Source organism: Amycolatopsis sp. lyj-84 (genome assembly GCF_046549075.1).
Classification (GTDB): domain Bacteria; phylum Actinomycetota; class Actinomycetes; order Mycobacteriales; family Pseudonocardiaceae; genus Amycolatopsis.
Map to the genome: position 1 here is coordinate 131,869 of NZ_JAJPWO010000001.1, position 18,016 is coordinate 149,884.

An 18,016-nucleotide genomic window follows, 5' to 3' on the forward strand; every position below is an offset into this window, starting at 1 on the left:
CTCGTGCCGTACGCCGACGCGGAGCCGCCGGACGCGAGCCAGACTCGGACCGTGAACAAGATCCTGGACTTCATCGCGGAAAACCCCATGGCGGCCGTGGTCGCCGGCGGGGAGATCGGCTTCTGGGTCGCCATCGTCGCCGGCCTGGTGGCCCGCTATCTGTTCAAGCTGAAGCGGACGAGCATCGTGCTCCTGCTCCTGACCCCGGTGATCGACCTCGTCGTCCTGGTCGCGACGGTCATCGATCTGCAAAACGGCGCGAAGGCGAACTTCGTGCACGGTCTCGCCGCGGTGTACCTGGGCTTCAGCGTGGTGTTCGGGCACTCGATGATCAAGTGGGCCGACGTGCGCTTCGCCCACCGGTTCGCGGGCGGGCCGCCACCGCCGCCCAAGCCGAGGGGCCGGGCGAAGGCGCGTGCCGAATGGCATGACTGGTTCAAATGCGTGCTGGCCTGCGGGCTCGCCGCGGGGGTGCTGCTCCTGCTGATCGCGATGGTCGGTGACACCGAGCAGGTCGACCCGCTGTGGGGCTGGCTGCCGAGGCTGGGTGTCGTGACGGCCATCTGGTTCGCCACCGGACCGCTGTGGCAGGAGCTGTCTCCCAAGGACGACGACCGGGTCAAGGAAGGGGCGCGACGATGATCGAGCTGCTGGGAATCCTCCTGCTGGTGCAGGGCGGGGGCGGGCTGATCAACCGGCTGCTGGGCAGCAGCAACCCGAGCTGGTTCGTCCAGCTCCATCTGCTCCCGCCGGGGATGCACGTCGTGGCGAGCGCGCTGATGGTGGCCGCGGGCGTGGGGGTGCTGTTCTCCGAACGCGCCCGCAAGCAGCGCCGCCGGTCAGAGTGACACGAGCACCTGCAGGACGCCGAGAACGATGGTGACGACCGTCAGCACGACGGTCACCACGGTGAGCCGCGTGACCCGCGCGCTCACCGTGTTCTCGTAGGCGTACCTGGTCTCCTCGTCCATCGCCTCGGCCTGGCGGTCGAGCTGGGCGATGATCCGCTCGACGCCCATGCTGGTGACCAGGCGGCGCTCCAGCGAGTCGACCTCGGGCGGGAGCACCGAATGCAGCATTTCGAGGATGTCGTCGAGTGAGCCCCGGAGCAGCCGGGTGCGGCTCGCGCCCTTTCTGATCGACGCCAGCCATTGGTCGGCCAGCGCCATCCGGATCAGGACCCGTTCGAGGATGAAGAGCATCCCGTGGTCGAGCCCGCCGATGTCGCTGTCGATGCCGAAGTACGGTTCGGCCGCGCCGAACGGGCCGCGCATCAGCTCGTCCTGGTGCTCGACGTACTCGGAATCCTTGCTGTTGAGGCAGACGATCCCGCCTGCCATCGTGTACGCGGCGACGAAGGACCGCGTGCCCCAAGACGGGCCGAGCGCGTCCCTGGCGACCTCGCGGGGCACGAATCGCCAGCCCTCGTCGCTGGTCGCCAACCCGTAGTACGGCCGGGGATCGGCGGCGACCCGCTGGGCGGGCGGATGCCCGTCGTGGGACCGCAGCTCGACGCACCAGCCCTTGCGACCGAGCCCCTCGGTCAGGCCGCAGCCCTTGGTCAGGTCCTCGAAGATGTGCGTGACGGCTTTGAGCAGCGAGGGGAAGGACTTCTCGCCGTAGCCGCCGTGCAGCCCGTCCTCCCCGTTCGTCGTCTCGCGGCCTTGGAGGCTCTGCAGCACGGCGATGGCGAGATCGAATTCGGCGGCGGGCCGGTCCACGGCCGGTCCGGTGATCGTGGTGGCGAGGACCAGCGTCATCGCGTGGTAGGCCGGATGCCAGGTGACGACGAGTTCGCACGGCAGGCTGACCCCGCCGACGCGGATCGACAGCCGCGAACCGCCGGTGCGTTTCCGCAGCACGCGACGGAGCGGCGGAGTGGTGTAGCTGGTGAGGAAGTTCTCCGCGGCGGCCCATTCCTCGCCGAGCTTCCCGTCGAGATGGACCAGCAGGCCGCGATCCCGGCCGCCGTCCAGCACCTTCGCCGCCTCCTTCCCGGACAGCGGGACCGCCCAGGCGAAGGTGAGGAGGACCGCGGTCACGCGCGTTCGCGGCGCAGCAGGGTGACCAGATCCCGGCCGAGGTGGCGGCGCAGCGGGCCGGAGGCGTTGACCAGCTCGTCGCGGTCGATGTGCTCGTCGGCGGGACCGAGATCGTCGAGGACGTGGTAGGTCCACTCCCACTCGGTGCGCCAGCCCGCCGCGGCGGCGTCGGCGGCGACCTCCGCCGGGTCGAGGTAGTGGACGGGGAGCGCCGGGCCCTCGCCGTCACGCAACGCCTTGTCGAACTCTTCGCGCGACACGCGGCGCGAGCGGACTTCGCCACCGGCCTCGACGCTGTCGAGACTGAACGCGCCTTGCCCGAGCGGCGACCGGCTGTGGGCCAGCACCAGTGCGCCGCCGGGCGCGGTGATCGCGGCCAGCCGTCGCAGGATCGGCACGACGTCGGGCGTCGGCACGTGCTGGATGACGTGACTGCAGATCACGAGGTCGTACGGGCCACCGCCCAGTTCGGTGATCGGTGAGACGGCGAAGGAGAACTCGGTGTCCTCGACGACGGTCTCGCTCGCCTTCGCGAGCCTGTCCGGGTCGGGGTCCGCGGCGGTGATGTCCGCGGAGAAACCGGCGAGCCAGGGGAGGAGGCGGCCCTCGCCGCATCCGGCGTCGAGCGCTTTGACCTCTTCGCGCGGGCCGAGGATCCCGGCGAGCTTTCCGGCGACCTTGCCGAGCGCGCGGTCCTCACTGGCCGTCCAGTAGCCGTCGTAGGGCTCGTGCCGTCGGATGAACATCCCGGTGACGTGGTCGCCGGTGTCCGGGTAGCGGTAGCTCTCGGTCAGCACGTCGCGAATATAGCCGGATTCGCGGTCTTTCCGTGTCCTGACGCGTTTGTATCGAAAGTATGCGCGCGGCCGGGAGGCTCGCGGCATGAAGAGGCTGGGACTTCTCGCTTCACTTCTGCTGGTGTTCGCCCTCGTCCCCGGGGTCGCCTCCGCCGCGGCCGCCTTCCCGAGGATGGACGCGGCCACGGTCGACGGCTACCGCTGGACGCCGGGTTCGGCCTTCGACGTCTACGGCGCCCGGATCGCCGCGCTGGAGAAAAAGCTCCCGCCGCGCGGCTTGCCGGAGATCCTGTCGTCGGCCAACCGGAAGGCGCGGCCGCTGTGCCACGGCACGTATCTCGCGGCCGCGCTGAAACCGGCGGGATTCTGCTGGGAGGACGCGGGCGACGACAAGACCAACGACTGGATCCCGCAGGGACTGACCGGTTCCGGCGACGCCGACGCGGCGACCGGCAAGGTCGGCGGCAAGCGGGTCGTGGCGACGTCCTGGCACACGCCCGGCGACACCATGGTCCGGCTGTCCTTTGTGGACGCCACCGGCCTGGGGTACCGGCACGTCCTGCTCGTCGAGCCCACGTCGGACGACAACTTCGCCGTCGTGCAGGGACACGGGCACGGGATGACCTGGATCGGGAACCGGCTGTTCGTCGCGACGACCGGTGGAGTGGTGCGGGTCTTCGACACGACGCACTTCTGGAAGGTCGACGACAGTTCCGGCGTCGTCGGGAAGGGCCCGGACGGCAAGTACCACGCGGCGTTCTACGACTACGCGATGCCGCAGGTCGGCGCCTACTGGTACCCCGGCGGCGGAACGTGCACCACCGCGACCGGACCGCGGCCCTGTCTGTCGACGATGTCGTTCGACCACGGTGACAGCTCGATCGTGACCTCCGAACACGTGCCCAAGGCGGCGGGCAGCCGGGTGCTGCGGTGGCCGTTCGACCGCGCGACCGGCCTGCCGAAGCTGTCGGCCGACGGCACCGTGCACGCGAAGGAAGGATTCGTGTCGCCGGTGTGGGGCATGCAGGGAACGGTGGCGCGCAACGGGTACTTCGTGATGACCGGCACCTGCCCCGAGTACGCCGGGGTGGCGGGTGACCATCCGGCGTGCCTGCACGGTGGCGTCGGCGGCACCTCGACGTCGAGGCTGAGCGGGAAGGCGCCGGTGAACTCCCAGAACCTGTCGTACTGGCCGGCGACGGGGGAGCTGTGGCTGATGAACGAGCAGCTCCGGGAACGGGTGACCGTGCACGTCCCGTGGACCACGCTGACCGGGAGGCCCTGAGCTCACGGGGTGAAGTCCCAGCGCGTGGCGCCGTACGGTTCGGCGCCCGCCACGCCGATGGCGCGGTGCAGGGTGAGGCGGTACAGGTGCCACGGCGGGGCTCCCGCGCTGGGCGCGCTGAAAGGAGCCGTGAGCGCGTCGCCCTCCACCGTCGCGGGCCAGCCGCCCGTCCGGTAGACCGCCGCCACCCGCTCCAGCGTCGCGGGTTCGGTGACCCGGCGCGCCTCGCCTTCCATCGTGAGATCGATTCCCCGCAGGCGCACCGAAACGGCGCATGCCGGGTTCACCGCCAGGTTGCGGGACCGGCGAGTGCCCGGCCCGCCCTTGAAGTACAGGGTGTCGTCCAGCCAGACGGCACCGACACCCGCCGAGTGCGGCCGCCCGTCGGGTCGCACGGTCGTCACGAAGAAGGTCAGGTCGGCGGTGGGAGTGTCCTCGGTGAGGATGTCGCGGGGGCGGCTCCAGGGCAGTTCCGCGGAGCCGTAGCGGTCGAGGTTCTTGGTCGCGTGAGGTTTCGTCATACCAACGCGTCGAACGGGCGGGCCGCGAATCGACAGCGGACGCGAAAAACCCCGTCACCGGAAAACGGTGACGGGGTTTTCGTGAGCCTGGGACCTAGTCCAGGTAGTCGCGCAGCACCTGCGAACGCGACGGGTGACGCAGCTTCGACATCGTCTTCGACTCGATCTGCCGGATGCGCTCACGGGTCACCCCGTACACCTGGCCGATCTCGTCGAGCGTGCGCGGCTGGCCGTCGGTGAGGCCGAACCGCAGCCGCACCACACCCGCCTCACGTTCGGACAGCGTCTGCAGCACCGACTGGAGCTGGTCCTGCAGCAGCGTGAACGACACCGCGTCGACCGCGACGACGGCCTCGGAGTCTTCGATGAAGTCACCGAGCTGCGAGTCGCCCTCGTCGCCGATGGTCTGGTCGAGCGAGATCGGCTCGCGGGCGTACTGCTGGATCTCGAGGACCTTCTCCGGGGAGATGTCCATTTCCTTCGCGAGCTCTTCGGGGGTGGGCTCGCGACCGAGGTCCTGCAACAGCTCACGCTGTATACGGCCGAGTTTGTTGATGACCTCGACCATGTGCACCGGGATACGGATGGTGCGGGCCTGGTCGGCCATCGCGCGGGTGATCGCCTGACGGATCCACCAGGTGGCGTACGTGGAGAACTTGTAGCCCTTGGTGTAGTCGAACTTCTCGACCGCGCGGATCAGACCGAGGTTGCCCTCCTGGATCAGGTCCAGGAACGCCATGCCACGACCGGTGTAGCGCTTGGCCAGCGAGACCACGAGCCGGAGGTTCGCCTCCAGGAGGTGGTTCTTCGCCCGCTCACCGTCACGCACGATCCACTTGAGGTCGCGCCGCATCTGGGTGACGAGTTTCTCGCCCTCCTCCTCGGCGTTGCGGACGCGTTCGGCGGCGTAGAGCCCGGCCTCGATGCGCTTGGCGAGCTCCACCTCCTCCTCGGCGTTCAGCAGGGCGACCTTGCCGATCTGCTTGAGGTACGCGCGGACCGAGTCGGCCGAAGCGGTGAGCTCGGCGTCCTTACGGGCCTGGCGCAGCGCCTCGGACTCTTCCTCGTCCCAGACGAAGTCCGGGTTGTCGGAGGTCTTTCCGGCGTTCTTGTCGGTCGAGGTGCGGCGACCGCGGGGAGGCGTCTCTTCGACGTCCTCCTCGGACTCCGCGTCCTCTTCCGTCTCCTCGGTGACGGTCGCGTCGACGACGTCCACCTCGACCTCTTCGAGGTCGGACAGATCCGGGGTTTCGAGGTCGGCTTCGTCGAGCTCGCCAGGACCGTCTTCCGGTTCGCCGTCTTCGGTCTTGGCGCCCTTGGTGGTGGGTTTCTTGGCCGGAGCCTTCTTCGCCGGGGCCTTCTTCGCGCCTGCCGCCTTGGCGGCGGTCTTGCGCGCAGCGGGCTTCGCCTCGCCGGTGGCTGCCTCGTCGGCCGGCTCGCCGGTTGCGGTCGCTGTCTTCGTCCCGCTTCGGGTTGCGGTTCTTGCGGCTGCCACTTACGCCCTTTCGCAGCGGTCGAACATGACGAGCCGAGGCGTGATGGTCTCGGCTGCCTCAAACTTCGGGGAACACCCCTCGGCCTGCGGTTTCCCTCGTTCTCGTGGGTGCCGCCGCCGTGGGCCGTGTTCCATTGTAACGACGATACGTGACAGCGTCGCGGCGCGGATCACCACCCGGCGGGCGCGACACGCCGTCCGACCCGCCGAAGTGACATCCGCGGCGCGGATGTCAGCACGGGCGCGTCAGTGCTCGATGCCCTCCGCGGCGGCGGCCGCCGCGCCGACGATGCCCGCGTTGTTCTGCAGGGACGCGACGAGCACCGGCGTGCGGATGTCCAGCAGCGGGACCCACTTGTGCGACTTCTTGCTGACCCCGCCGCCGACGATGAACAGATCCGGCCAGATCAGGTTTTCCAGCACGGTGAGATACCTGTTCACCCGTTCCGCCCATTGGGGATACGACAGGTCCTCGTTGTCCTTCACCGACGCCGCGGCCTTCTTCTCCGCGTCGAAACCGTCGACCTCGATGTGGCCGAACTCCGTGTTGGGCACGAGCTTGCCGTCCTGGAAGACCGCGCTGCCGATGCCGGTGCCGAAGGTCAGCAGCGCCGTCACGCCACGCCGCGCGACCGGGTCGCCCCAGCGGATCTCGGCCATGCCCGCGGCGTCGGCGTCGTTCAGCATCGCGATGTCGTCCACGCCGCGGCCGAGGCGCTTGGCGAACAGGGCGTCGGCGTCGGTGCCGATCCACTTGTGGTCGATGTTGGCCGCGGTGTGCGCGACGCCCTTCTTGACCACCGCGGGCAGCGTGACCCCGACGGGCCCGTCCCAGCCCGCCTGGCCGGTGATCTCCGCGACGACGTCCGCCACCGCCTCGGGCGTCGACGGCTTCGGCGTGTCGAACCGGATCCGGTCGCCGATCAGCTGTCCCTCCGCCAAGTCGACCAGCGCGCCCTTGATCCCGCTGCCGCCGATGTCGATACCGAAACCTCGGGTCGCCTCCACCACGGACGTGGTCCCTTCTCGCACGATTCAGAAGCCTGCCTCGGAGACTTTAACCGGATGTGGTGACATGGCGGACGTGGGAGTTGACGAGACGTTGCTGAAGGGTGTCGCCGAGCGTGTCGCGGGCGAGGCCGCCGAACTGGTCCACGAGGCCTGGACCGGGATGAACGCGGGCCGCGAGGTGCGGGTGGACACCAAGTCCGCCGACACCGACGTGGTGACCGCGGTGGACCACGAGTCGGAACGGCTGGTGCGCGCGCGGCTCGCCGAACTGCGCCCGGACGACGCCGTGCTCGGCGAGGAGGGCGGAGGGGTCGCCGGCGACGGGGTGACCTGGGTGGTCGACCCGATCGACGGGACGGTGAACTTCCTCTACGGCCTGCCGTGGTTCGCCGTGTCGGTGGCCGCGCAGGTCGGCGGGGTGTCGGTGGCGGGCGCCGTCGTCGAACCGGTCAGCGGGCGCCGCTGGACCGCCGCGCGCGGGCAGGGCGCGTTCCTCGACGGGCGGCCGCTGTCGGTCAACTCCCCGGAACGGCTCGATCTGACGCTCGTCGGCACCGGATTCGCCTACAAGGTGGAACGGCGTACGAAGCAGGCCGGGTTCGTCGCCGAACTGGCCACCCGGGTCCGCGACATCCGGCGCAACGGCGCCGCCTCGCTCGACCTGTGCGCGGTCGCGGCGGGCTGGCTGGACGCCTACGTCGAACACGGCCTCGGGCAGTGGGACTGGGCCGCGGGAGCGCTCATCGCCGCCGAGGCGGGGGCCCTGGTCTCGCTTCCGGGTGAAGACGCCGAGCTGGGACCGGACGCGACCTTCGCGGTGGCGCCCTCGATCGCGACGCCGCTACGTCAAGCGCTGATCGACTCGGGCGTCGGCGTGATCTAACGGGTGCCGGACGCTATGAAAGGCCCGTTACTTGCAAAATTTGCAAGTAACGGGCCTTTCATGGCATTGGGGGTACGGCTCAGCAGGGGGCTTCGCGAGCGGCCTTCAGCAGTGCCTGGTCGATCACCGGCGCGCCGCCGCCCGCCGACTGCTCACCGCCGCCGCTGCCCTGCTGCGCCTTCGACCACTGCGTGAGCTGGTCGAGGACCTTGCGGGCCTCCGCCTTCGGGCGGATGTCGCCGAGCAGGGTGCCGGTGGTGAGCGTGACCGAAGCGTCCTTGCGGTTGTCCTTGACCAGTTCGGCGCACGGGACCACCAGGCTCAGCGTGCGGGCCGCGGCCGCGCCGTTCTCGCCGAAGCGGATCTGGCCGCGGCACTTGGCTTCCGCGTCCTTGTAGGCCGGGTCGCTGGCGGGATCGACTATCTGGGAGAAACCCAGCTCCCTGAGCGTGTTGGTGGCGATGCCGCCCTGGCCGCGCACCTGGGAGCCGTTGAGCACCTGGACGGCGACCTTGTCCGGCGGGACCGGCGCGCGGTCGTCCAGTCCGTCGTGCGCCATCTGCGAGTAGGTGACACCTTGCTGCGGGATGGGCGGCGGATCACAACGGACCCTGGCGTCGATATCGGACCTGCCCGCCACGACATTCACCCAAACGATCACCGCGCCGAGCGCCAGCACCCCGATCACGATGAGTGCGGGCAGCGGCTTGTGCTTGCGGTACGGCCTCGCCCCGCGGTCCCCGATGCCGTTCCCCGACGCCACCTGCCAGTCCCTTCCCCAAAGCCCGGATCCCCGGACGGTGCTTCATCTCACCATCGTGTCCGATCAGCCTAGGCGTTGCGGCGAAGCTGAGCGGCGCGGGCCTCCGGATAGCACCACGCGACGACCGCTCCGGGCAAGCGGCCGGGCCCATGGGGTGAGGTTCCCGACGCGGGGGCAACCCATTCGGACGACAGGCGTCTCAAGACCGGGTTCCCCCTGTTGGGTGACGTAATCGCAGCAATGTCTGACTCGTTGCAGAGCCGGTATCGGCGTGAGCTACCCTTCGCGGGCTCAGGCGGCAGTAAGAGGCGCAAAAGAGAGACCTCGCTCACTGCCCAGTCGGGCACAAACAGGGGCGCTGGGACGTTAACCAGCGGCACGAAGGACTCACGAGCCGCGCGCTCGAGGGTCCGGGCCATCTGACATCGAAAGCATCGCAGGGGTGAGGGACAAATGGCGACCGACTACGACGCTCCGCGCCGCAGCGAAGCCGACGAGCTGGCCGAAGACTCGTTGGAAGAGCTGAAGGCACGGCGCAACGAAAACCAGTCCGGCGTCGTGGACGTCGACGAGGACGCGACCGCCGAAAACTTCGAACTGCCGGGCGCGGACCTCTCCGGACTTTCCGGTGAGGACCTGACCGTGAAGGTCGTGCCCAAGCAGGCCGACGAGTTCACCTGCTCCGTCTGCTTCCTGGTGCATCACCGCAGCAGGCTGGCGGAGGAGAGTGGCGGACGGCTCATCTGCCGCGACTGCGCCTGAGCCTACGGGCACAGGGGACGGCGCGACAGGGGTTTCGGGATCTGAACAGGAATAAGGGGGCCGGCCGCGAGGCCGGCCCCCTTTCCTTTGCCAGGGTGTTTTCTAGGACTTCGAGGCGGGCTGGCGGAGCAGCGCGGCCACCTTCTCCGGGTTCCGGGTGCTGAACAGCCAGTACGGCGTCGGGTCGTCGGGGTCGGTGAGCCAGACCCGCACGACCGGGCCGACCCAGCCCCGGTGCAGCACGAAGGCCGCCGGATCCGCGTCGCGGCCGAGCGCCTTCCGCTTCGCTTCCTTGTCGATCACGTCGACGTCGCCGACGAACTTCAGCGGCAGATGCGCGTCGCGCAGCCACAGCTCCGGCTCGTCTCCTCCGGTCACCCGCACGCGGGACCGGCCGAGCGAGACCATCAGCGCGATCACCGCGGGGATCAGCACCACGTACGGCAGCCAGCCGCGGAGCCCGGGATAACCCATGTCGATCTCCGCCGCCAGCAGCCCGCCGCCCAGCAGCGGCAACGGCCAGCCCCACCACGGGACGTAGAGCCGCTCTGAATGCTTGACGGCGCCGCCTTCGGCCGTGTTCACGCTTTCACCCACGCGTTCAGGGTAGTCTCGCCGCCCGTGTCCACCGTTCAGGTACTGCTTTCCCGGATCGATCCTTCGGTCCCCCTTCCCGCCTACGCGCGCCCCGGCGACGCGGGCGCCGACCTCGTCACCACTTCGGATCTCGTCCTCGCGCCCGGTGAACGCGGCGTGGTCGGAACGGGCGTCGCGATCGCCCTTCCGCCCGGGTACGCGGGTTTCGTCCACCCGCGCTCGGGCTTGGCGGCCCGTGTCGGCCTCTCGGTCGTCAACACCCCGGGCACGATCGACTCCGGGTACCGCGGTGAGATCCGCGTCTGCCTGATCAACCATGATCTCTCCGAGAAGGTCGTGCTCACCCGCGGCGACCGGATCGCGCAGCTGGTCGTGCAACGGGTCGAACAGGCCGAATTCGTCGAGGTCGCCGAACTCGAGCCGTCCGAGCGCGGCGAGGGAGGGTATGGCTCCACGGGCGGACACGCCACACTGGGAGCCGGAGCCAGGGAAGGAACGGAGAACTAGTGGGGATTTTCGGACGCAAGCGCGAGGCCAAGCCCAGCGGACGGCACGCCGCGCCCGAGGCCGAGGACCGCCCCGGCTTCGACAGCGCGGACAGCGGCGAGGAGATCGAGGCCCAGCTGTCGGAGACCGCGGACGGCCCCTTCGACGTCGCGGACGCGCCCGAGGACGGCATCCCGAGGATCGACCTCGGTTCGGTCAAGGTGCCGGTACCCGACGGTTCCCAGGTCCAGGTCGAGATGGACCCGGACAGCGGCGGCGTCCGCGCGGTGCACGTCGTCACCGAACAGGGGCAGATCACCGTCAGCGGTTACGCGGCACCCCGGTCCGGCGGCCTCTGGAAGGACGTCAGCACCGAGCTCACCGAGCAGCTGCGGGCCGACGGCGCCAAGGTCTCGGTCGGCATGGGGGAGTGGGGACTGGAGCTGTCCGCGATCGTCGGTGACGTCGCGCTGCGGTTCGTCGGGGTCGACGGACCGCGCTGGATGCTCCGCGGTGTCATCGCCGGACCGCAGTCGCAGGCGTCGCAGGCGCCCGCGGTGCTGCGCGAGATCGTGCGGCACACCATCATCGACCGCGGTGACGCGCCGATGCCGGTCCGCACCCCGCTGACCATCACGCTGCCCGACGCCGTCGCGCAGCACATCGCCGAGCAGCAGGCTTAGTTTCGCGAGGCTTTGAGCCAGGCCAGCACGGTCGCCCGGCCCAGTGATTCCCGGTCCGCGCCGAGGGCGGTGAGCGTCGACTCGCCGACCTCGGCGCGCGGCAGGGCGTCCGCCCAGGCACGGGCGACCCCGGCCGGATGGATCGGATCGTCCACGCACGCGCCGATCCCCGCGGGCACGTCGAGCCCTTTCAGGTCTTCGAGCGCCGGGGCGGGATGGGCCGCCGCCGTCCGCAGGCTCGCCGCCAGTCCGGCACCGTGCCGCCGCCACGCGCGGCCGAGTTCCGCCGAAAGCCACTCCGGCACGCCGTCCGCCGATTTCGCCAGTGCGCCGTCGACCCCGTTTTCGGCCACCAGATCCGCTGACAGCCGCGCGGCGAGCGACGCGGGTGCTTGCCCGGCGGGGCCGTTCCAGGCCGGGAGCGCGGCGAGCAGGCCGGTGCAGCGGCCCGGATTGCGCGCCGCCCACTCCGCGGAGAGATGCGCGCCGAACGAAATGCCGCCGACGAGCAGCGGACCGTGCTCGCCGGACAGCCTGTCCAGCTCCTCGAGATAGCCGTCCGCGAGACGGTCTCCCGGAGGAGGCGGCGGGGCGAGCAACCGGATGCCCAGTGCCCGCAGCGGACCCGAGAACACGCTGCGCACGAACACTTCGTCGGACCCGGTGCCGGGGAGTACTACTGCCGTCGTAGGCGGAATAGCGGAGGTCACGTTGCGATCTTCTCCCAAACCGGTTTCCCTGGCTTGAGCACAGTTACGCTGGATTACGCACGGGCCGTTCAAGTCGGGGGCCCCGGAGCACAGGAGCACCGTTATGTCCGCCAAAGACGGCGGCTACTTCAGCCGGTTGGTTCGCAAGCTGACCAGCGACGTCGAGGATCTCGACGCCGACGACCTGTCCGAAAAATCCGAGGCCGGCGGCGCGCAGCGCGCCTGTGACTGCCGGTCGGGTCAAGAGGTGACGGTGCTCGGCAGGCTCCGCAGCGTGGAGCTCTGCCCGACCAACGAGGCCGCGACACTGCAGGCCGAGCTGTTCGACGGCACGCAGGGTGTGACGCTAATCTGGCTCGGACGCCGCCGGATCCCCGGAATCGAACCCGGGCGAACCATCAAGGTGCGCGGCCGGATGGCCGAACGTGATGGTCAGAAGGTGCTTTACAACCCTTATTACGAACTTCAGAGCCCTGTGAGTTGATCCCGTATCGTGACTGAACCCGCCGGCGGCGAGCAGAAGAACACCGGGAAACCGGACGACGACGACAAAAAGCCTCAGCCCACCCTGCTGGAACAGATGGGTGGGCTGTCGGGGCTGTTCTATTCCTCGCTGCCGGTCATCGTGTTCGTGATCGCGAACGCCATCTTCGGTCTCACGGTGGGCATCTGGGCCGCGGTCGGCAGCGCGGTGGCGATCACCGTGCTGCGGATCGTCCGCAAGGAGCCGCTGCAGCCCGCCATCTCCGGGTTCTTCGGGGTGGCGATCGCGGCGTTCATCGCCTACCGGACCGGATCGGCCAAGGGCTTCTTCCTGTTCGGCATCTGGACGAGCCTGGTCTACTTCGGGGTCTTCGTGCTGTCGATCGTCGTCCGCTGGCCGCTGGCCGGCGTGGTGTGGAACGCGCTCAACGGCAGCGGCCACGCCTGGCGCAAGGACAAGAAGTCGCTGATCGCCTATTCGATCGCGACCGGTGCGATGGCACTGATCTTCGGCGCCCGGTTCGTCGTCCAGCGCTGGCTCTACGACGAGGACTACACCGGCTGGCTGGCCTTCGCGAAGATCGCGATGGGGTACCCGCTGTACGCGCTCGGCCTGCTCGCCGTCGTCTGGGCGGTGCGGCGGTCGGACAAGCACCTCAAGGCCCTCGCGGAAGAAGCACCCGCCGAGGAGACCGACGAAGAGGTCGAGGCGCGCCTGCGCGCCAAGTACGCGCAGGCGCCCGACTCGGCCTAATACCCCAGAGCGGTCCGGATCTCCGGCTCCACGTCCGACGTCGCCACGAACAGCAGCTCGTCACCCGGCTCCAGCGGGTCTTCGGGCTGCGGCACGATCACCCGGTCACCGCGCAGGATCGTCACCAGCGCGGCGTCACGCGGCAGGTTGATCTCGCTGACGGCCTTGCCCGCCAGCGGGGTCTCCTCCGGGAGGGTGAGTTCGACCAGGTTCGCCTGGCTCTGCCGGAACGTCATGAGCCGCACCAGATCGCCGACGCTCACCGCCTCCTCGACCATCGCCGCGAGCATCCGCGGGGTCGACACGGCGACATCGACGCCCCAGGCGTCGTTGAACAGCCATTCGTTGGCCGGGTTGTTCACCCGCGCCACCACCCGGCGCACCGCGAACTCGGTCTTCGCCAGCAGCGACACCACCAGGTTCGCCTTGTCGTCACCGGTCGCGGCGATCACGACGTCGCACTGCTCGATCCCGGACTCCTCGAGGATCGACACCTCGCACGCGTCGCCCAGCACCCAGTCCGCCTGCTCGACGGTGTGCGGCTCGAACTGGTCGGCCTCGCGCTCGATGAGCATCACCTGGTGGCGCCCGTCGATCAGCTCCGCGGCGATCGACCGGCCCACCGCGCCCGCCCCGGCAATCGCGACCCGCATCAGTTCTCCTCTTCCGGTTCGCGAGCGGCGACGGTGGTCACGTCGCTGACAGTGCCCGATTTCGCGGCGACGTACACGACGTCGTCGGCCTGGATCACGGCCTTGGTGTCGGGCAGCACGGCGGTGCCGAACCGCATGATGAACGCGACCCGCGCGCCGGTGGTGTCCTGCAGATCGCGCACGCTGTGCCCGATCCACCCCTCGTGCAGCGGGAGCTGCAGCAGCGCGACGCTGCCGGACGGGTCCCGCCACTCCGAGGCGACGCCGTCGGGAAGCAGGGTGCGCAGGAACCGGTCGGTCGTCCACGGGACGGTCGCCACGGTCGGGATGCCCAGCCGTTCGTAGACCGCCGCGCGCTTGTGGTCGTAGATCCTGGCGACGACCTTGTCGATGCCGAAGTTCTCCCTGGCCACCCTCGCCGAGATGATGTTGGAGTTGTCGCCACTGGACACCGCCGCGAAAGCACCCGCGCGTTCGATCCCGGCCTCGATCAGCACCTGGCGGTCGAATCCGACGCCGACCACCTGCTGACCGTGGAAATCACTCCCGAGCCGCCGGAACGACTGCCTGCTCTTGTCGATGACGGCGACCTCGTGCCCCAGTCGCTCCAGCGCCGCGGCCAGGGATGCGCCGACCCGGCCGCATCCCATGATCACCACGTGCACGCCCTGCCTCCTTAGTTCGCGGACGTTTCACCCGTCCGCAGGTACCCAGACACACCAGCGCCGAACCTACCGTGAGCACCGCCCGTTACGCTTCTGCGGTGTCGAAGTTCCCGACCGTATTGAAGCGGCTAGTCCTCGGACGTCCATTCCGGAGTGACCGCCTCTCGCATACGCTGCTGCCGAAGCGCATCGCGCTGCCGATTTTCGCGTCCGACGCGTTGTCGAGCGTCGCCTACGCGCCTGAGGAAATCTTTCTGACGCTCAGCGTCGCCGGCCTGTCCGCGTACGCGTTCGCGCCCTGGATCGGGGTCGCCGTCGCGCTCGTCATGCTGGTCGTGGTCGCTTCCTACCGGCAGAACGTGCACGCCTATCCCAGCGGCGGCGGTGACTACGAAGTCGCCAACACCAACCTCGGCGGCAAATTCGGGCTCACCGTGGCCAGCGCGCTGCTGGTCGATTACGTGCTCACCGTGGCGGTTTCGACGTCGTCCGGGGTGGCGAACATCGGTTCGGCCATCCCGTGGGTGGCGCAGCACAAGGTGATTTTCGCGGTCGTCATCGTGGTCGTGCTGACCGCGCTGAATCTGCGCGGAGTTCGCGAATCGGGCAAAACCTTCGCCATCCCGGTCTACGGATTCATCATCGGCATTCTCGGCATGGTGATCTGGGGGCTGATCGAGGCGGCCTCCGGCGCCGACATGCGGGCCGAGAGCTCCTCCTTCGAGCTGCACGAAGAAGCCTCCTTGACCGGTTTCGCGTTCTTCTTCCTGCTGCTGCGGACGTTCTCCTCCGGCGCCGCGGCCCTGACCGGGGTCGAGGCGATCAGCAACGGCGTCCCCGCGTTCCGGAAGCCGAAATCGAAGAACGCCGCGACCACGCTGCTGATGATGGGCGTGCTCGCGGTGACGATGCTGGTCGGCATCATCACGCTGGCGATCATCACCGACGTCAAATTCGCCGAGCACCCGGAAACCCAGCTGACGGGCACCCCGGCGGGCTACGAGCAGAAGACGATCGTCGCGCAGATCGCGCAGGCGGTGTTCTCCGACTTCACCCCGGCGTTCTACTACATCTCCTTCGTCACCGGCATCATCCTGCTGCTGGCCGCGAACACCGCGTTCAACGGCTTCCCGGTGCTCGGCTCGATCCTCGCGCAGGACCGGTACCTGCCGCGTCAGCTGCACACCCGGGGCGACAGGCTGGCGTTCTCCAACGGCATCCTGTTCCTCGCGGCGTTCGCGCTGGTGCTGATCATCGCGTTCGACGCCGAGGTCACGAAGCTCATCCAGCTCTACATCGTGGGCGTGTTCGTCTCCTTCACGATCAGCCAGGCGGGCATGATCCGGCATTGGAACCGCTTGCTGGCGAGGGAGACGGACCCGGCCGTGCGGCGGCGGATGCGGCGTTCGCAGACGGTCAACGCCGTCGGGCTCACGATGACCGGAACCGTGCTGATCATCGTGCTGATCACCAAGTTCCTGCTCGGTGCCTGGATCGCGATCGCGGCGATGGTGGCGATCTACATCCTGATGACCGCGATCCGGAAGCACTACGACCGGGTCGCCGAGGAATTGCGCGAAATGGACCGGAAGCCGGTCGTATTGCCTTCGCGCAACCACGCGATCGTGCTGATTTCGAAACTGCACCTGCCGACCCTGCGCGCGCTTTCCTACGCCAAGGCCGTGCGGCCCGACGTCCTCGAAGCGGTCACCGTGAACGTCGACGACATGGAGACGCGCAAACTCGTCCAGGAATGGGACGACCACAATTTCAAGGTGCCGCTGAAGGTGATCGAATCGCCGTACCGCGAGATCACGAAGCCCGTGCTGGACTACGTGAAACGTGTCCGTGGCGACAATCCGCGCAATGTGGTGACCGTGTTCATCCCCGAGTACGTGGTCGGGCACTGGTGGGAGCAGGTGCTGCACAACCAGAGCGCGCTGCGGCTCAAGGGACGCCTGCTGTTCCAGCCCGGTGTCATGGTGACCAGCGTGCCGTGGCAGCTCGAATCGTCGGAAAAGGCGATCAAACGCGACCGGAAGGCGCGCCCCGCGGCAGGCGACGTGCGGCGCGGTTTCTCCCCCGTGGTCAAGCAGACCGAAAAGCCGAAGGACAAGGAAAAATCAGAATGAGTGTGGACGCGTCGACCGGTACGTGGCTCGGACGGACGATCGAGCTGGAGGTCGGCGCGGTGGCGCACGGCGGGCACTGCGTCGCGCGGGCGGAGGGCCGGGTCGTGTTCGTGCGGCACGCGCTGCCCGGCGAGCGGGTGCTGGCCTCGGTCACCGAGGACAAGGGCGGCGCGTTCTGCCGCGCCGACGCGATCGAGGTCCTGGAGGCCTCACCGGAACGCGTGGAGCCGCCGTGCCCGCTCGCGGCGCCGGGGGAGTGCGGCGGCTGCGATTGGCAGCACGCCACCCCCTCGCATCAGCGTGAACTCAAGGCCGCGGTGGTCATGGAGCAGCTGAAGAGGCTGGCCGGGATCGAGCGCGAAGTCGTCGTCGAGGCACTCGAGGGCGGCCCGTTGGACTGGCGCAGCCGCGTCCGGCTCGTCGCGGGCAAGGACGGCCGCGCGGGCTTCCGGGCACACCACAGTCACCGCGTGATCGCGATCGACGACTGCCCGATCACCGTTCCCGGCGCGCTCGACGACGTGGTTTCGCGGAAGTGGCGGCCCGGCAGCGAAATCGAGGTCACCAAGGACGGCGCGGGGCACGTGCACCTTCGCGACCTGTCGACGGTCCACGGGAAGACCAAGTCGCGGCAGCTCGCGGGCGGCCTCGCCGTCCAGCACGCCGCCGGCCGCGACTGGCGCCTCGACGCCCACGGCTTCTGGCAGGTCCACCCGGCCGCCGCCGACACGCTCGCCGCCGTCGTCGCGGAATGGGCCGAAGCCCCGCGCGATGGGGTGGCGTGGGACCTGTACGCCGGTGTCGGCCTCTTCGCGTCGGTGCTCGCTTCGCAGGTGGGCCCGCGCGGGCGTGTCCTGGCCATCGAATCCGGCCGCCGCGCCGTGTCGGACGGCGAGGAGAACCTGGCCGACCTCCCGCAGGTCCGCTGGCGCTCCGGCCGCGTCGAACACCTGCTGGCCGACGCCCCGAAACCCGTCGACGTCGTCGTCCTCGACCCGCCGCGCAAGGGCGCGGGCAAGGCCGTCGTCGAGTCCATTGTGGAGGGTTCACCGGACCGGATCGTCTACGTCGCGTGCGACCCGGCGGCACTGGCCAGGGACATCGCGCTGTTCGCCGGGCACGGCTACCGGCTGGTGGACCTGCGCGCTTTCGACGCGTTCCCGATGACGCAGCACGTCGAATGCGTTGCGTTGTTGCAATAACGGCTTATTTGTAGACCGTCGGAATGGATCGGCTTCGTTCGGCTTGTCCGGATGCCGGGTGCTCGTCATCCTGAGTTTCGTGTTCGAATTTC

Annotated in this window: 21 protein-coding genes; 11 read left to right on the forward strand and 10 right to left on the reverse strand. The window is 69.1% G+C overall.

From position 1 onward, the window contains the following. Positions 1-51 precede the first annotated feature (51 nt). The gene (locus ACLJRM_RS00650; RefSeq protein ID WP_101613062.1) at positions 52-642 is read left to right on the forward strand and encodes a hypothetical protein; all 591 of its coding nucleotides are present in this window, start codon (positions 52-54) and stop codon (positions 640-642) included. After that, on the forward strand, positions 639-848 hold the full coding sequence (locus tag ACLJRM_RS00655; protein ID WP_101606595.1) for a hypothetical protein: 210 nt from the start codon (positions 639-641) through the stop codon (positions 846-848). The genes ACLJRM_RS00650 and ACLJRM_RS00655 overlap by 4 nt, the downstream gene beginning before the upstream one ends. Here ACLJRM_RS00655 and ACLJRM_RS00660 read toward each other — a convergent pair. Both ACLJRM_RS00660 and ACLJRM_RS00665 read right to left on the reverse strand, forming a co-directional pair. Beyond that, positions 840-2,042, reverse strand: coding sequence for a hypothetical protein (locus ACLJRM_RS00660; RefSeq protein WP_410661898.1), 1,203 nt, complete (start codon positions 2,040-2,042; stop codon positions 840-842). The genes ACLJRM_RS00655 and ACLJRM_RS00660 overlap by 9 nt on opposite strands. Next, on the reverse strand, positions 2,039-2,839 hold the full coding sequence (locus tag ACLJRM_RS00665; RefSeq protein WP_101606597.1) for a class I SAM-dependent methyltransferase: 801 nt from the start codon (positions 2,837-2,839) through the stop codon (positions 2,039-2,041). The genes ACLJRM_RS00660 and ACLJRM_RS00665 overlap by 4 nt, the downstream gene beginning before the upstream one ends. 85 nt (positions 2,840-2,924) lie before the next feature. Here ACLJRM_RS00665 and ACLJRM_RS00670 point away from each other — a divergent pair, with 85 nt between their 5' ends. Continuing rightward, positions 2,925-4,124 (forward strand): hypothetical protein, encoded by a 1,200-nt coding sequence (locus ACLJRM_RS00670; protein ID WP_101606598.1) that lies wholly within the window; start codon positions 2,925-2,927, stop codon positions 4,122-4,124. 2 nt (positions 4,125-4,126) lie between these two features. On the opposite strand, the gene ACLJRM_RS00675 is transcribed toward ACLJRM_RS00670, so the two are convergent. The 3 genes from ACLJRM_RS00675 to ppgK form a co-directional block, all read right to left on the reverse strand. Continuing rightward, positions 4,127-4,645: a pyridoxamine 5'-phosphate oxidase family protein gene (locus ACLJRM_RS00675; RefSeq protein ID WP_101606599.1), complete on the reverse strand. Its 519-nt coding sequence runs from the start codon at positions 4,643-4,645 to the stop codon at positions 4,127-4,129. A 94-nt stretch (positions 4,646-4,739) separates the two neighbouring features. Beyond that, entirely contained in the window at positions 4,740-6,140 is a 1,401-nt protein-coding gene (locus tag ACLJRM_RS00680; RefSeq protein WP_101606600.1) for an RNA polymerase sigma factor, read from the reverse strand. A 246-nt stretch (positions 6,141-6,386) separates the two neighbouring features. Next, positions 6,387-7,148, reverse strand: coding sequence for a polyphosphate--glucose phosphotransferase (gene ppgK / locus ACLJRM_RS00685; protein ID WP_168214538.1), 762 nt, complete (start codon positions 7,146-7,148; stop codon positions 6,387-6,389). Positions 7,149-7,215: 67 nt separating this feature from the next. Here ppgK and ACLJRM_RS00690 point away from each other — a divergent pair, with 67 nt between their 5' ends. Beyond that, positions 7,216-8,034 (forward strand): inositol monophosphatase family protein, encoded by an 819-nt coding sequence (locus tag ACLJRM_RS00690; RefSeq protein WP_101606602.1) that lies wholly within the window; start codon positions 7,216-7,218, stop codon positions 8,032-8,034. A 79-nt stretch (positions 8,035-8,113) separates the two neighbouring features. Here ACLJRM_RS00690 and cei read toward each other — a convergent pair whose 3' ends face one another. After that, positions 8,114-8,797 carry an envelope integrity protein Cei gene (cei, locus tag ACLJRM_RS00695; RefSeq protein WP_101606603.1) on the reverse strand — a complete coding sequence of 228 codons (684 nt, stop codon included), beginning with the start codon at positions 8,795-8,797 and terminating at the stop codon, positions 8,114-8,116. Between the two features lie 453 nt (positions 8,798-9,250). Here cei and ACLJRM_RS00700 point away from each other — a divergent pair, with 453 nt between their 5' ends. Further along, a complete protein-coding gene (locus ACLJRM_RS00700; RefSeq protein ID WP_005164528.1) occupies positions 9,251-9,559 on the forward strand; it encodes a DUF4193 domain-containing protein in 309 nt (102 codons plus the stop codon). A gap of 102 nt (positions 9,560-9,661) precedes the next feature. On the opposite strand, the gene ACLJRM_RS00705 is transcribed toward ACLJRM_RS00700, so the two are convergent. Beyond that, complete coding sequence (locus ACLJRM_RS00705) at positions 9,662-10,156, reverse strand: DUF3093 domain-containing protein (RefSeq protein WP_168214272.1); 495 nt, start codon at positions 10,154-10,156, stop codon at positions 9,662-9,664. Between the two features lie 24 nt (positions 10,157-10,180). Between ACLJRM_RS00705 and dut the strand changes: the two genes are divergently transcribed. Then, positions 10,181-10,663, forward strand: a complete 483-nt coding sequence (gene dut / locus ACLJRM_RS00710; RefSeq protein ID WP_007033571.1) for a dUTP diphosphatase — start codon at positions 10,181-10,183, stop codon at positions 10,661-10,663. Further along, positions 10,663-11,325, forward strand: coding sequence for a DUF3710 domain-containing protein (locus tag ACLJRM_RS00715; RefSeq protein ID WP_101606604.1), 663 nt, complete (start codon positions 10,663-10,665; stop codon positions 11,323-11,325). The genes dut and ACLJRM_RS00715 overlap by 1 nt, the downstream gene beginning before the upstream one ends. Here the strand turns inward: ACLJRM_RS00715 and ACLJRM_RS00720 are convergent. Next, positions 11,322-12,035: an alpha/beta fold hydrolase gene (locus ACLJRM_RS00720; protein ID WP_199193127.1), complete on the reverse strand. Its 714-nt coding sequence runs from the start codon at positions 12,033-12,035 to the stop codon at positions 11,322-11,324. The two genes, ACLJRM_RS00715 and ACLJRM_RS00720, sit on opposite strands and share 4 nt — an antisense overlap. A 103-nt stretch (positions 12,036-12,138) precedes the next feature. On the opposite strand from ACLJRM_RS00720, the gene ACLJRM_RS00725 reads away from it, so the two are divergent. Continuing rightward, positions 12,139-12,519, forward strand: a complete 381-nt coding sequence (locus tag ACLJRM_RS00725; protein ID WP_034316985.1) for an OB-fold nucleic acid binding domain-containing protein — start codon at positions 12,139-12,141, stop codon at positions 12,517-12,519. A gap of 9 nt (positions 12,520-12,528) precedes the next feature. Next, on the forward strand, positions 12,529-13,272 hold the full coding sequence (locus ACLJRM_RS00730) for a DUF3159 domain-containing protein (RefSeq protein WP_101606606.1): 744 nt from the start codon (positions 12,529-12,531) through the stop codon (positions 13,270-13,272). Here ACLJRM_RS00730 and ACLJRM_RS00735 read toward each other — a convergent pair. Both ACLJRM_RS00735 and ACLJRM_RS00740 read right to left on the reverse strand, forming a co-directional pair. Beyond that, a complete protein-coding gene (locus ACLJRM_RS00735; RefSeq protein ID WP_007033567.1) occupies positions 13,269-13,925 on the reverse strand; it encodes a potassium channel family protein in 657 nt (218 codons plus the stop codon). The genes ACLJRM_RS00730 and ACLJRM_RS00735 overlap by 4 nt on opposite strands. Further along, on the reverse strand, positions 13,925-14,590 hold the full coding sequence (locus ACLJRM_RS00740) for a potassium channel family protein (protein ID WP_101606607.1): 666 nt from the start codon (positions 14,588-14,590) through the stop codon (positions 13,925-13,927). The genes ACLJRM_RS00735 and ACLJRM_RS00740 overlap by 1 nt, the downstream gene beginning before the upstream one ends. A gap of 98 nt (positions 14,591-14,688) precedes the next feature. Here ACLJRM_RS00740 and ACLJRM_RS00745 point away from each other — a divergent pair, with 98 nt between their 5' ends. Together ACLJRM_RS00745 and ACLJRM_RS00750 are read left to right on the forward strand one after the other, a co-directional pair. After that, complete coding sequence (locus tag ACLJRM_RS00745) at positions 14,689-16,722, forward strand: APC family permease (RefSeq protein WP_101606608.1); 2,034 nt, start codon at positions 14,689-14,691, stop codon at positions 16,720-16,722. Beyond that, the gene (locus ACLJRM_RS00750; RefSeq protein ID WP_410661899.1) at positions 16,719-17,924 is read left to right on the forward strand and encodes a class I SAM-dependent RNA methyltransferase; all 1,206 of its coding nucleotides are present in this window, start codon (positions 16,719-16,721) and stop codon (positions 17,922-17,924) included. Before ACLJRM_RS00745 ends, ACLJRM_RS00750 begins: the two co-directional genes overlap by 4 nt. Positions 17,925-18,016 lie beyond the last annotated feature (92 nt).

What these genes read in the sequence shown, in the direction of transcription:
- ACLJRM_RS00655 (WP_101606595.1), top strand. Translation starts at nt 639, where the DNA reads ATGATCGAGCTGCTGGGAATCCTCCTGCTGGTGCAGGGCGGGGGCGGG.
- ACLJRM_RS00750 (WP_410661899.1), top strand. Translation starts at nt 16,719, where the DNA reads ATGAGTGTGGACGCGTCGACCGGTACGTGGCTCGGACGGACGATCGAG.
- ACLJRM_RS00690 (WP_101606602.1), top strand. Translation starts at nt 7,216, where the DNA reads ATGGCGGACGTGGGAGTTGACGAGACGTTGCTGAAGGGTGTCGCCGAG.
- ACLJRM_RS00700 (WP_005164528.1), top strand. Translation starts at nt 9,251, where the DNA reads ATGGCGACCGACTACGACGCTCCGCGCCGCAGCGAAGCCGACGAGCTG.
- ACLJRM_RS00735 (WP_007033567.1), bottom strand. Translation starts at nt 13,925, where the DNA reads ATGCGGGTCGCGATTGCCGGGGCGGGCGCGGTGGGCCGGTCGATCGCC.
- ACLJRM_RS00670 (WP_101606598.1), top strand. Translation starts at nt 2,925, where the DNA reads ATGAAGAGGCTGGGACTTCTCGCTTCACTTCTGCTGGTGTTCGCCCTC.
- ACLJRM_RS00675 (WP_101606599.1), bottom strand. Translation starts at nt 4,645, where the DNA reads ATGACGAAACCTCACGCGACCAAGAACCTCGACCGCTACGGCTCCGCG.
- ACLJRM_RS00725 (WP_034316985.1), top strand. Translation starts at nt 12,139, where the DNA reads ATGTCCGCCAAAGACGGCGGCTACTTCAGCCGGTTGGTTCGCAAGCTG.